We start from the raw sequence: 12,646 nt of genomic DNA, 5'->3' as shown, positions 1-12,646 counted from the left end.
CGATACCATGAAAATCATCTCCACCATTGACGAACTGCGCGACCAGCTGCGCGGACAACTGCGCACCGCCTTCGTGCCGACGATGGGCAACCTGCACGAAGGCCATCTGTCGTTGATGCGACTGGCGCGCCGCCACGGCGACCCGGTCGTCGCCTCGATCTTCGTCAACCGCCTGCAGTTCGGCCCGAACGAGGACTTCGACAAATACCCGCGCACGTTCGAAGCGGACGTCGCCAAGCTGGAGAAGGAAGGCGTGTACGTGCTGTTCGCGCCGACCGAAAAGGACCTGTATCCGGAGCCGCAGGAATACCGCGTGCAGCCGCCCGACGACCTTGGTAATATCCTGGAAGGCGAGTTCCGTCCCGGCTTCTTCAACGGGGTGTGCACGGTCGTGACGAAGCTGTTCTCCTGCGTGCAGCCGCGCGTGGCCGTGTTCGGCAAGAAGGATTACCAGCAGTTGATGATCGTCCGTAACATGGCGCGCCAGTTCGCGCTGCCGACGGAAATCATCGGCGCCGAGACGTTCCGCGCGGAAGATGGCCTGGCGCTGTCGTCGCGCAACGGCTACCTGAGCACGGCGGAACGCGCGGAAGCGCCGTTCCTGTACCAGACGCTGCAGTACGTGGCGGAACAGACCCGCGCCGGCCACGCCGACCTGGCCGCGCTGGAGCGCGACGCGATGGAGCGCCTGGCCGCGCGCGGCTGGCAGCCCGACTACGTGTCGATCCGCAAGCGCATGAACCTGCAGGCGCCAGGCCGCGAGGAATATGAAGCGGGCGCACCGCTCGTCGTCCTGACGGCCGCCAAACTTGGTGCGACGCGTCTGATCGATAATCTCGAGATCTGACTCTAAATATTCCTTTGTTGCAAATATGTTGTAGGAATTGGCAACTCTTCTTGTTAGACTCGTGGCTTGGCTTTTTACCCAATCCACGTAAAAAGAAGGAGTAGCGTCTTGACCGACCTCTCGATGCTTCAAATGCGCAAGGGCCCGCCCAAACCGGCGGACGCCGTGGACCGGATCCGCCCGGATTCCGGCGCCCATGACATGCGCGACCCGTTCGACATCGGCGACGCGTTGACCACGCTCGCCCTGACCGGCGAACCCGTGACTGTGTATCCACGCGGCAGGGACTTCGTCATGGCGCGCATCGACAGCGTCGATCCCGAGCACAAGGTGTTCACCCTCGAGCTCGCCGGCAACGACGTCCTGGCGGAAGGCGAGGCCATGTTCGTCGCGGCGCTCGGGAGCAATGCGAAGATCCAGTTCGAGCTCGACGCCGGCTGGGCCATCGTGGAGGGACGCCCGGACCTCGTGCAACTGCCGCTGCCGGAGGTCTGTCTTGTGCTGAACCGGCGCGCGGAGCCCCGCCTGGAATCGCCGCTAGGCATGAATTACGGCGCCCGCTTCACGCTGCTGGGCAAGGTGTTCGAGATGCCGCTGTACGATTTCTCACGCGGGGGCGTCGGGCTGCGCGCGACGCCGGAACAGGCGCTCGAACTGTACGTCGGCAAGAAGCTGGAAGGCGTGCAGCTGGAACTGGGCACGTCGCTGGCGGTCTCGGCCGACCTCGAAATCCGCCTGCTGCGGCCGTTCCGCACCTTCCTGCTGGGTCAGCAGGTACAGGTGGGTTGCCGCATTTCGAATATCACGATGCAGATGCGGCAGACGCTCGAACGGGCTGTCGTCAAGATCCAGAAGCGCAGATAAGCAAAACGGCCCGTGATGGGCCGTTTTTCATGCGGCGACGTTCTGCGCCCAAGCCAGCGCAGAGAGATGCGCCTTGTTGACGTCGACCGGGCCGATCTCCAGCGACGCCGCCAGCGACGCCACGAGATCCGAATTCAGCTCGCACGCCTCCGCCAGCGCGAGATAGGGTCCGTAGACGCCATCGCGCCCCAGCAACGCCTGCACGACCTGCTCCGGCAGCTGGATCGTGTCCAGCACCTCCTTCATCGGCAGCCCCAGCAGGCGGTCCAGCAGCGAGAACATGCCCGCCACGAACAGGTGCTCGCCCTCGCCGCGCGGCAGATACGTCTGGCCCAGCAGTTCGCACAGGCGCGCGCGCACGACCGCCGTTTCCATCAGCACGGGCGAATAGCCGCTCGTGCTGGCTGTCGCCAGCAGCAGGACGAGCCAGCGGTACAGCGGCGCGTAGCCCAGCATCGCGATCGCCTGGCGCAGCGACTGGATGTCGCGGCCCGAGCCGAAACCGGCCGAATTGATGAAGCGCAGGAGTTTATAGATCAGTGCCGGATCGCGCTTGAGCACGGCCTCGATCTTGGGCACGTCCTCGTTGTTCTGCACCATCTGCATCAGCTGCAGGATGATGGTCTGGGCCGGGTTCATGCCCTTGACGGGGTTGCCCGGGCGCGGCGTCAGGTGCAGCTTGCCGACGAAGGCATCCAGGCCCAGCGCGGCGCAGGCGTCGAAATCCTGCCACGTCGACACGGGCCGGCCGACGAGGCGCAGCGCCGACTGCTTCGCGGCGGCGTACGCGCGCGCCTGGGCGGCCACGTCGGCGCCGGCGAAGCGCACTTCGGCATAGGACGCGAAGGGAGACAGGTTCTTGCCCAGCAGGGCCGGGTCGGCGCCGCGGATCGAGATGCCGACGCCGCCCGCGCGCAACGCCTGCACGGCCGCACGGGTATCGGGGTTCGCGAGATCGCGTACAGGCAGCGAGAGCACGGTGCGTTCCGGAGGCAGCGCGTGCAGCGCATCCAGCGACAGCATCGCGGGCACGGCGTCGAGGAACAGGATCTTGTCGCGCAGGAGCCAGCCCTGCTCCTCGTCGACCACGTGGTCGGCGACGAAGGCGACGAGGCGTTCGAGGTCGGCGTCGCCGAGTGGCTGGCCAGCGCGCTGTTGCCAGCAGAGCTCGTACCCGATCACGCGTTGCTTCGGGTCGAGCAGGGGTTCACGGACGATGAAGTGAGTCTGGTGCATGTCTTGTAACGATCGCCGGGTGGAACGAAAAACGGCGGCTTGATGCCGCCGCGTCGGGATCAGAAGCCCAGGCTGTCCAGCAAGTCGTCGACCTGGCCCTGGTCGGCCACGACGTCGCTATTGCCTTCCGGGTTGATCTGCGGACCGTTCAGCAAGCCATTGTCGAGCTCGCGCTTGATCTCGCTCGGGGCGAAATCGACGAGCACCTGCACCAGCTGCTTTTCCAGGTTCTGGGCGATGCCCGTGATACGCGAGATCACCTGGCCGGTCAGGTCCTGGAAGTCCTGGGCCATCATGATGTCCATCAAATGCGCCTTCGTGGCGCTGGCCGCTTCGCGCGATTCGGCCAGGCTGGCGACGGTGCGCTCGGCCAGCGCACGCCAGTCGCCGTCGGCGCCCGGGGCAGCCAGCAGCGCCTGCCACGAACGGCCGAGTTCGGCGGCACGGTCGTCGATGCCGTCCTGCAGCGGATTGGCGGCATCGGTCGCGTCGAGCACGCGCTTGGCCGATTGCTCGGACAGCCGGACGACGTAATCGAGGCGGTCGCGCGCATCGGGGATGTCGCTGGCCGCCTTTTCGATCAGCTTGTCCAGGCCCAGCCCGCGCAGGCTTTCGTGCAATGCGCGGGTCATGTGCCCGATCCGGCTCAGAACCTCGTCGGGCGAAGTCGAGTCGGCGATGTGCTCGCTCATTTACGCGGCCTTTTCCATCTTTTCGAAAATCTTGTTCAGCTTTTCGTCCAGCGTGGCCGCGGTGAACGGCTTCACGACGTAGCCGTTGGCGCCGGCTTGCGCCGCCGCGATGATGTTTTCCTTCTTGGCTTCGGCGGTCACCATCAGCACCGGCAGCTTGGCCAGCGCGGGATCGGCACGAATGTTCTGCAGCATCGTCAGGCCGTCCATGTTCGGCATGTTCCAGTCGGACACGACGAAATCGAACTGTTCGCTGCGCAGCTTGGCCAGTGCCTGGACACCGTCTTCCGCCTCGTCGACATTGCCGTAACCCAGTTCTTTCAGCAGATTTTTGACGATGCGTCGCATCGTCGAAAAATCGTCAACAACCAGGAAACGCATCTTAGGATCAGCCATGAAATACTCCGTTGTTTCTTAACTCTGATGATGGGCTTCGAGGACTACGAAGCCCCTAGTATAGGTTGGTAGGTTCGGCACTGCGAATACAGGCTAAAGCATAGCAGTTTTGTTGCTCTACGGCGATAAAACCGCAGTGAATGCACCGTATGCGGATCAAACGCGCAACGCCCGGCCCCCATGCGTTGCCAGATGGCCAAGCACGAGGCCCGGCAATGCGCTCAGGGCGGCCACCTCGTGGGCGGCGCCGATGGCGATCGCTTCGCGCGGCATGCCGAACACGACGCACGACGCTTCATCCTGGGCGAAATTGTAGGCGCCCGCGTTCTTCATCTCCAGCATACCCTGTGCGCCGTCTTTTCCCATGCCCGTCAGGATCACACCGACGGCATTCTTGCCGGCCGCCTGCGCCGCCGAGCGGAACAGGACGTCCACGGACGGACGGTGACGGTTCACGGGCTCGGACTGCTCGATCTTCGTCATGTAGTTGGCGCCAGATCGAGTCAACAGCAAGTGGGAGTGGCCCGGCGCGATGTAGGCGTGGCCCGGCAGTACACGCTCGTTGCCGGCGGACTCGACGACGCTGATCTTGCACAGCGAATCGAGGCGGCGCGCGAACGACGTGGTAAAGCCTTCCGGCATGTGCTGGGCGATGAGGATGCCGGGGCAGTCCGACGGCATCTGCATGAGGAATTCGCGGATCGCCTCCGTGCCGCCCGTCGAGGCGCCGATGATGATCAGCTTTTCCGACGACGTCAGCGGGCTGCGCAGTTGCGGCAGCGGGGTCGTGGCGCCGGCCGTGGCCGCATGCAGGGTGCGCGGCTTGATGCGGGCGCGCGACGCGCCGCGGATCTTGTCCGCGATCAGTTCGGTGTATTCGCGCATGCCGCTCTGGATCGAGATCTTGGGTTTCGTCACGAAATCGACGGCGCCCAGTTCCAGCGCGCGCATCGTGATCTCGGAGCCGCGCTCCGTCAGCGACGACACCATCAGCACGGGCATCGGGCGCAGGCGCATGAGCTTTTCGAGGAAGTCGAGGCCGTCCATCTTCGGCATCTCGACGTCCAGGGTGAGCACGTCCGGGTTCGTGCGCTTGATCAGGTCGCGGGCGACGAGCGGATCGGGCGCGACGCCGACCACTTCCATGTCGGGCTGCGAATTGACGATCTCGGTCATCACGCTGCGGATCAGCGCGGAATCGTCCACGATCACCACTTTGATCTTTGTCATTGGTTTTGCCTTTCTCTTCAGAACAGGTCGACGGCGCCGGAGACGGGCGTGACCTTGAGGCGGCTGGCGTAATCGAGCTCGCGCTTCGCCAGCGTGTCGTTATGGGTCTGCATCAGTTTCTTGACGAGCACCTTGCCCGTGCGCGGGAAGAAATACACCTTGCGCGGGTAGATATCGTTCAGGTCCTCGGCCAGCACGGGAATCCGTTCCGTCTTGAGAAACTGGATGACGAATGCGGCATTGCGCTCGCCCACGTTCATCGCGGAAAAGCCGCGCAGCACGGCGCCGCCGCCGAACACCTTCGCTTCCAGGTGCTCGCGCCGGGCGCCGGCCTTGAGCAGGTCGTTGATCAGCACTTCCATCGCATACGTGCCGTAGCGCATCGAGGCCGAGACGGGGTTGCCCGGGTCGCCGCCGTCCGGCAGCATGAAGTGGTTCATGCCGCCCAGGCCCTTGACGCGGTCGCGGATGCACGCCGACACGCACGAGCCGAGCACCGTCACGATCAGCATGTCCTTGCCCGTGTAGTAGTACTCGCCGGGCAGGATCTTGGCTGCGTCGCAGTCGAAGGTCCGGTCGTAATAGACGTTGGTGGCGAAATGGCTGTTCGTTTCCATGGGCGGTGTCGTGGGCGTCAGCCTTGGTTCAATTCGTAGACCGTCTTGCCGCGCAGGCGCAGCGAGTCGGACACGTACAGGAAGTTCTCGGAGTGCCCGGCGAACAGCAGCGCGTCCGGCTTCATCAGGGGCACGAAGCGCGACAGGATCCTGCGCTGCGTGGCCTTGTCGAAGTAGATCATCACGTTGCGGCAGAAGATCGCGTCGAACGGGCCCTTGACGTCCCAGCCGTCGGCCAGCAGGTTCAATTGCCGGAACGTGATCAGCTGGCGCAGTTCCGGGCGCACGCGCACGAGGCCTTCCTGGGCGCCCTTGCCTTTCAGGAAAAAGCGGCGCAGGCGCGCCTGTTCCATCTTGTCGACGCGCTCGGACGGATACACGCCGGCGCTGGCCGTGGCCAGAACGTTCGTGTCGATGTCGGTGGCGATGATCTGGACGGGCGGACTCAAGGTATCGAACGCCTCGCACACGGTCATCGCGATCGAATACGGCTCCTCGCCCGTGGAACTGGCCGAGCACCAGATCGTGAGCGGCGCGCCGTGTTTCGCGCGCGCCTTGAGCGCGTGTTCGGCCAGCAGCGGGAAGTGATGCGCCTCGCGGAAGAACGACGTCAGGTTCGTCGTCAGCGCGTTCGTGAACGATTCCCACTCGGCCGGCATGCGGCCCGCTTCCAGCGCGTCGAGGTAGGACGCGAACGAGGCGATGCCGTTCGCGCGCAGGCGGCGCGCGAGACGGCTGTAGACCATTTCCTGCTTGCTGTCGGCCAGGGAGATGCCGGCACGCTGGTAGATCAGGCCCCGCACGCGCTCGAAATCGGCGCGCGTGAAGTTGAATTCCTTGCCCGTCTCCTGTTTGTTCGTATTGGTGGGCGGCACGTTATAACCTATGGATTGCTGTCGTTCTGCGGACCGCGTGCGGTCCGGGTGTGTCCCTTGCGCCGCGCTGTGTGTCTTATGCCGCCAACCGGTCCATCAGGCCCATCTCGCTGGACGACATCAGCTTGTCGATGTCGATCAGGATGAGCATGCGCTCGTCGACGGTACCGAGGCCGGTCAGGTAGTCGGAATTGAAGGCGGAGCCCATCTCCGGCGCCGGCTTGATCTGGTCCGGCGTGAGCGTGGTCACGTCCGACACGCTGTCCACGACCATGCCCATGATGCGGCCGCCGATGTTCAGGATGATCACGACCGTGAACTGGTCGTAGGTCGGCGTGCCCAGGTTGAACTTGATGCGCATGTCGACCACCGGGATGATGATGCCGCGCAGGTTGATCACGCCCTTGATGAATTCGGGTGCGTTGGCGATGCGGGTCACGGCTTCGTAGCCGCGGATCTCCTGCACCTTCAGGATATCGATGCCGTATTCCTCGGAGCCGAGGGTGAAGGCCAGGTATTCGCTGCCGTTGCCGTCGTGGGCATCGTTCGGCTTGTTCGTCGGTTGAGTGGACATGTCGGTTCCTTATCGGAGCAAAAGTAAGGGTTAAATCAGGAGATGACGGATTCGTCGGACAACTGGCGCGACGAGCGCAGCAGCGCGCCCACGTCCAGGATCAGCGCCACGCCGCCATCGCCGAGGATGGTGGCGCCGGAGATCCCGGCCACCTTGCGGTAATTCGCTTCCAGGTTCTTCACGACGACCTGCTGCTGGCCGACCAGTTCGTCGACGAACAGCGCGGCCTTGCGCCCTTCCGCCTCGAGGATCACGAGGATGCCTTCGCACGGATCGGTGATGCGCGGCTCGATGTTGAACATCTGGTACAGCGGGATCAGCGGCAGGTATTCGCCGCGCACCTTCACCACGCGGCCCTGGCCGTGGATCTCCTTGACGTCGGCGCGCGCCGGCTGCAGGGACTCCACGACGAAGCCCAGCGGCAGGATGTAGATTTCGTCGCCGCTGCGGATCGACATGCCGTCCAGGATCGCGAGCGTCAGCGGCAGCGAGATCAGGATCGTCGTGCCGAAGCCGCGCGCCGAGCGGATGTCGATGGTGCCGCCCAGCGCCTGGATGTTGCGCTTGACGACGTCCATGCCGACGCCGCGGCCCGACACGTCGGTGACGATTTCCGCCGTCGAGAAGCCCGGCGCGAAGATCAGTTGCCAGACGTCGGCGTCGCTCATGTTGTCCGACACCGGCAGGCCGTTCTGCCTGGCCTTGGCCAGGATGCGTTCGCGATTCAGGCCGCCGCCGTCGTCCGCGACTTCGATCACGATGTTGCCGCCCTGGTGAGCCGCGGACAGGAACAGGCGTCCCGACTCCGACTTGCCGGCGGCCACGCGCGCGGCGGGCAGCTCGATGCCGTGGTCGATCGAGTTGCGCACCAGGTGCGTGAGCGGGTCCACGATGCGTTCGATCAGTCCCTTGTCCAGTTCCGTCGCGGCGCCGTTGGTGATGAAATCGACTTTCTTGCCCAGCTTGCCGGCGAGGTCGCGCACCATGCGCGGGAAGCGCGAGAACACGAAGTCCATCGGCATCATGCGGATCGACATGACGGCTTCCTGCAGGTCGCGCGTATTGCGCGTCAGCTGCGACACGGACGCCAGCAGGCGCTGGTGCACCATCGGGTCGAGGCCGTCGCTGCGCTGCTCGATCATCGCCTGCGTGATCACCAGTTCGCCGACGAGGTTGATCAGCTGGTCGACCTTTTCGATCGACACGCGGATCGACGACGATTCGGAGCCCTGTGCGTGGCTGCCCTCGGCGGTCTTCCTGGCGGTTTTCTTTTCGGCCGCCGCCTCCGTCACTTCGAGCGGTTCCGGGCGTACCGGCTCAGGGCGCACCGGCGCGGGCGGCGGCGCCTCGGTCACGATGCCCGCTTCGCGGCGGATCTGCTCGATCGGCTGGAAGAAACCATAGCCGAGTTCGTCCTCGGAACGCTCGTTCGCGGTGGCGTCCACCGGATCGGCCGGGTCGAAGAAACCGTAGCCCTGCTCGTCCTCGATGCGGGCGCGTTCCGCCGCTTCGCTGGCGCGCTGCTCGGGGGTGAGCGCCGGCGCTTCGAAGATCCTGAGGTCGTTCGGGTCGAGCACGAAGGAGCAGATGGCGATGATGTCGTCCAGGCTCTCGTGCGTCATGATGATCAGCGCCGTGCGTCCCGCCGCGAGCGGCACGACGGACACGCGGCCCAGCAGGCCGAGTTCGTCCACGAGCGCGTCGACGTCGCGCTTGGCGAGGTCGGGCAGCTCGATCTTGTAGCGGTGGGCGCCCTCGGCGACCTGCTGCTTCTGTTCCGCGTGCAGGAACGACGGCACGGTCGGCTGGTGCGTCGGCACGATCACGCCTTCGGACAGGTCGTGCAGCATCATGCGCACGTTGGCGACCGCTTCCTGGTCGACGTCCGCGCCATTGCGGTGGCCGTCGAGCTGCATCTTGAGGATGTCCTTGGCGGCCAGGAAGGCGTCCACGTGCTGGCCGGTGAGCGCCATCTCGCCCTTGCGGATGCGGTCCAGCAGGGACTCGAGCACGTGCGTCACTTCGCTCATGTCGGTCAGGCCGAAGGTCGATGCCCCGCCCTTGATCGAATGGGCGGTGCGGAAGATCGCGTTCAGGTCTTCCGGGTCCGGCGAATCGATATCGACGGCCAGCAGCAGACGCTCCTTTTCGGCGAGCAGCTCTTCCGCCTCGTCGAAAAAGACCTTGTAAAACTGGCTGATGTCGATGGTCATGTCATTATCCGTCTGGTGCGATCGGCGTGAAACGATCAGCCGATGACTTTCTTGACCACCTCGATCAGGCGCTGCGGGTCGAACGGCTTGACCAGCCAGCCGTTGGCGCCGGCCGCGCGGCCTTTCGTCTTCATGTCTTCGGACGACTCGGTCGTGAGCATGAGGATCGGCGTCTTCTGGTAGCCCGGCAGGCCGCGCAGCGACTTGATGAGGGTGAGCCCGTCCATCTTCGGCATGTTCTGGTCGGTCAGGACCAGGTCGACGGTCTGAAGCTTCGCCTTTTCCAGGCCATCCTGTCCGTCGACGGCTTCCACCACCTGGTAGCCCGCGGCCTTCAGGCTGAAAGCCACCATCTGGCGCAGGGAACTGGAATCGTCGACTGCGAGAATAGTTTTTGCCATCTTTATGCTCCTGCTGTTGGGGTCAGAGCCCGGTTTTTCTTTTGGGGCTCTGACCCCGGTTTCAATCCGCGCCAGTCGCCCGGCCGCTTTTTTTATAGTCAGATGAGGTCAGAGCCCAACCCGAACACCGGGCTCTGACCCCATGGTTAAAACAATTCCACGTCGCCGCTTTCGAGATGCCGCTGCTCCACCGACTTGCGCAGCATACTCCGCAGCTCCAGCGACTGGATCGCCAGCGCCATGCTGACCTTGCCCAGGCGCTCGACGATCTCGTCGCCGTCGCTCTCCGGCAGGATCTCGTCGCCATGCTCGGACAGCGTCGTCAGGAACTCGCGCAGGCCGGTCACGCGACGCAGCGTGCGGTCCAGCAGCTGGCTCGTCATGTCCTGGAACTGCATGCTCGTCACGGCCGCGTTCACGTGCCCGGCGATCTCGCCCGACATGCCCGTCAGGCACGCACTGTCCTCGGCCGTCGGCGCCTGGCCCGCCAGCAGGCGGTTGATCGCCTCCTGGCGCGAGTCGACCACGTGGTGGATCGCCATGAAACTGCTCGTCAGCTTCTCGACGGCTTCCTCCAGCAACAGCGTCGTCTGCACGAGGTCGGTCTCGACTTCGGACAGGTGGCGCCGGCCATGGTCGGACACGCCCGACAGGAGGCGCTTGACGTGTGACCCGAGAATCTTTTTTCTTGTCGTCATAAAATCCTCCAGAACTCCCGCCCGTTATTTCTTTCCGGCCGGCGCTTGCGCCGGCTGTGCCAGACCGCCACCCTTTTCGACGGGTGCCGCCACCCCGGCACCCGTCGCTTCTGCAACAGCCTTGACCGCCGCGTCGGCGCTCTCGCCCGGCACGTCCAGCGGCGTACCGTCGTGCAGCACGGCGTTCTCGGTACGCTTGTTCATCACGAGAATGCTGATGCGGCGGTTGATCGGGTTGAACGGATCCGCGCGGTCGAGGTGGACGGCCGAGCCGAGACCCACCACGCGCAGGATCTTGGCGTCGGACAGGCCGCCATGCACCAGTTCGCGTCGCGAAGCGTTGGCGCGGTCGGCCGACAATTCCCAGTTCGTATACCCTTCGGCCGTCGAATACGGCGTGGAATCCGTGTGCCCGGACAGGCCGATGCGATTCGGCACGTCGTTCAGCACGAGGCCCAGCACATCCAGGATGTCGCGGGTGTACGGTTGCAACTGCGCACTCGCCGACGCGAACATGGGGCGGTTCTTTTCGTCGACGATCTGGATGCGCAGGCCTTCGCTCGTCACGTCGAGCAGCAGCTGGTTCTTGTACTTGCGCAGCAGCGGATTGGCGTCGATCGTCTGCTGGATGCGTTGCTTGAGCTCTTCCAGGCGCGCCGCCTCCTGCTTCTCGAGGGCTTCGCGCGCGGACTTCAGGTCCATCGATTTCTTGTTGGGCTCGATGTCGCCGTTCTTGACCTGGCCGTTGCGGCGCGTCAAGTCCTTGCCGCCGCCCTGCAGGATCGAATTGCTGTTACCGGAGCCGGAGCCGCCCTGCATGGCGACCTTCAACGGCGTCTTGAAGTAATTGGCGATGCCTTCCATGTCGCCCTTGGTCGTCGAGCCGAGCAGCCACATGAGCAGGAAGAACGCCATCATCGCCGTCACGAAGTCGGCGTACGCGATCTTCCAGGCGCCGCCATGGTGACCATGGCCGCCCTTCTTGACGCGCTTGACGATGATCGGCTTCTGGCCTTCGTCAGCCATGCAGCACTCCCGCGCCGATGTGGTCAGCTCGCACCATTACTTGCCCTTGGCCTTCTTGATGTGGTCCTCGAGTTCCGCGAACGTCGGGCGCTCGGTCGAGTACAGCACCTTGCGGCCGAATTCGACGGCCAGTGCTGGCGCGTAACCGTTCAGGCTCGCCAGCAGCGTCACCTTCACGGTCTGGAACATCTTGCTCGATTCTTCCAGCTTCTGCTCGAGCAGGCCGGACAGCGGTCCCACGAAGCCATAGGCCAGCAGGATGCCGAGGAACGTACCGACCAGCGCGTGCGCGATCAGCATGCCCAGCTCGGCCGGCGGCAGGCCCACGGATTCCATCGTGTGCACCACGCCCATCACGGCCGCCACGATACCGAACGCCGGCAGGCCGTCGCCCAGCTTCGCGATACATTGCGCCGGGACCGCACCTTCATGATGGTGGGTCTCGATCTCGTTGTCCATCAGGTTCTCGATCTGGAACGCGTCCATGTTGCCCGAAACCATCAGTCGCAGGTAATCGGTGATGAATTCGATAATGTGGTGGTCCGCCAGCACCAGCGGGTACTTCGAGAACACGGGGCTCTGCTCGGGGCTCTCGATGTCGCCTTCGATCGACATCAGGCCTTCCTTGCGTACCTTCGACAGCACGTCGAACAGCAGGGACATCAGCTCCATGTACATCTCGCGCGTGTACTTCGAGCCCTTGAACAGCGTGGGCAGCGCGCCCAGCGTCGCCTTCACGGCCTTGGGCGTGTTACCGACGAAGAACGCACCGGTAGCCGCGCCGCCGATCATCAGCAGTTCGAGCGGCTGGAACAAAGCTGCCAGGTGACCGCCGGCCATGGCAAAGCCGCCGAAGACGCATGCGCAGACGATTACGTAACCAACAATGACAAACACGGGACTCCCGATGCGTGATTCCGGGGGTCGCCCGGATTGGATCCAAGTTGACGAATCCAAAGAGAAATATTTACGTAGGG

General features: G+C 64.3%; 14 protein-coding genes. 2 read left to right on the top strand and 12 right to left on the bottom strand.

The features are described from left to right. Positions 1-7 precede the first annotated feature (7 nt). Entirely contained in the window at positions 8-847 is an 840-nt protein-coding gene (panC, locus tag ACEN98_RS12200) for a pantoate--beta-alanine ligase (RefSeq protein ID WP_413339712.1), read from the top strand. A 108-nt stretch (positions 848-955) separates the two neighbouring features. Next, on the top strand, positions 956-1,711 hold the full coding sequence (locus ACEN98_RS12195; RefSeq protein ID WP_413384646.1) for a flagellar brake protein: 756 nt from the start codon (positions 956-958) through the stop codon (positions 1,709-1,711). A gap of 27 nt (positions 1,712-1,738) precedes the next feature. On the opposite strand, the gene ACEN98_RS12190 is transcribed toward ACEN98_RS12195, so the two are convergent. The 12 genes from ACEN98_RS12190 to motA form a co-directional block, all read right to left on the bottom strand. Further along, positions 1,739-2,947, bottom strand: a complete 1,209-nt coding sequence (locus ACEN98_RS12190; RefSeq protein WP_413384644.1) for an EAL and HDOD domain-containing protein — start codon at positions 2,945-2,947, stop codon at positions 1,739-1,741. A 59-nt stretch (positions 2,948-3,006) separates the two neighbouring features. Then, positions 3,007-3,639, bottom strand: coding sequence for a protein phosphatase CheZ (cheZ, locus tag ACEN98_RS12185; RefSeq protein ID WP_413384642.1), 633 nt, complete (start codon positions 3,637-3,639; stop codon positions 3,007-3,009). After that, positions 3,640-4,035 (bottom strand): chemotaxis response regulator CheY, encoded by a 396-nt coding sequence (gene cheY / locus ACEN98_RS12180; RefSeq protein ID WP_036230336.1) that lies wholly within the window; start codon positions 4,033-4,035, stop codon positions 3,640-3,642. Positions 4,036-4,191: 156 nt separating this feature from the next. Continuing rightward, positions 4,192-5,265 (bottom strand): protein-glutamate methylesterase/protein-glutamine glutaminase, encoded by a 1,074-nt coding sequence (locus ACEN98_RS12175; protein WP_413342043.1) that lies wholly within the window; start codon positions 5,263-5,265, stop codon positions 4,192-4,194. 17 nt (positions 5,266-5,282) lie between these two features. Next, positions 5,283-5,882, bottom strand: a complete 600-nt coding sequence (gene cheD / locus ACEN98_RS12170; RefSeq protein WP_259447559.1) for a chemoreceptor glutamine deamidase CheD — start codon at positions 5,880-5,882, stop codon at positions 5,283-5,285. Positions 5,883-5,899: 17 nt separating this feature from the next. After that, the gene (locus ACEN98_RS12165; protein WP_413384640.1) at positions 5,900-6,757 is read right to left on the bottom strand and encodes a CheR family methyltransferase; all 858 of its coding nucleotides are present in this window, start codon (positions 6,755-6,757) and stop codon (positions 5,900-5,902) included. A 76-nt stretch (positions 6,758-6,833) separates the two neighbouring features. Beyond that, positions 6,834-7,331, bottom strand: a complete 498-nt coding sequence (locus ACEN98_RS12160) for a chemotaxis protein CheW (protein WP_036230347.1) — start codon at positions 7,329-7,331, stop codon at positions 6,834-6,836. A gap of 35 nt (positions 7,332-7,366) precedes the next feature. Then, on the bottom strand, positions 7,367-9,544 hold the full coding sequence (gene cheA, locus ACEN98_RS12155; protein WP_413384637.1) for a chemotaxis protein CheA: 2,178 nt from the start codon (positions 9,542-9,544) through the stop codon (positions 7,367-7,369). Positions 9,545-9,579: 35 nt separating this feature from the next. Further along, entirely contained in the window at positions 9,580-9,945 is a 366-nt protein-coding gene (locus ACEN98_RS12150; RefSeq protein WP_036230353.1) for a response regulator, read from the bottom strand. A 146-nt stretch (positions 9,946-10,091) separates the two neighbouring features. Further along, positions 10,092-10,643, bottom strand: coding sequence for a chemotaxis protein (locus tag ACEN98_RS12145; protein WP_413384635.1), 552 nt, complete (start codon positions 10,641-10,643; stop codon positions 10,092-10,094). A 24-nt stretch (positions 10,644-10,667) separates the two neighbouring features. After that, the gene (gene motB / locus ACEN98_RS12140) at positions 10,668-11,669 is read right to left on the bottom strand and encodes a flagellar motor protein MotB (RefSeq protein ID WP_413384632.1); all 1,002 of its coding nucleotides are present in this window, start codon (positions 11,667-11,669) and stop codon (positions 10,668-10,670) included. Between the two features lie 36 nt (positions 11,670-11,705). Beyond that, on the bottom strand, positions 11,706-12,566 hold the full coding sequence (gene motA, locus ACEN98_RS12135) for a flagellar motor stator protein MotA (protein ID WP_413384630.1): 861 nt from the start codon (positions 12,564-12,566) through the stop codon (positions 11,706-11,708). Positions 12,567-12,646 lie beyond the last annotated feature (80 nt).

The organism is Massilia sp. CT11-137 (assembly GCF_047302885.1).
In the GTDB taxonomy this organism is placed as follows: Bacteria; Pseudomonadota; Gammaproteobacteria; order Burkholderiales; family Burkholderiaceae_D; genus Telluria; species Telluria orientalis.
This window is presented reverse-complemented; position numbering and strand designations above follow the sequence as displayed.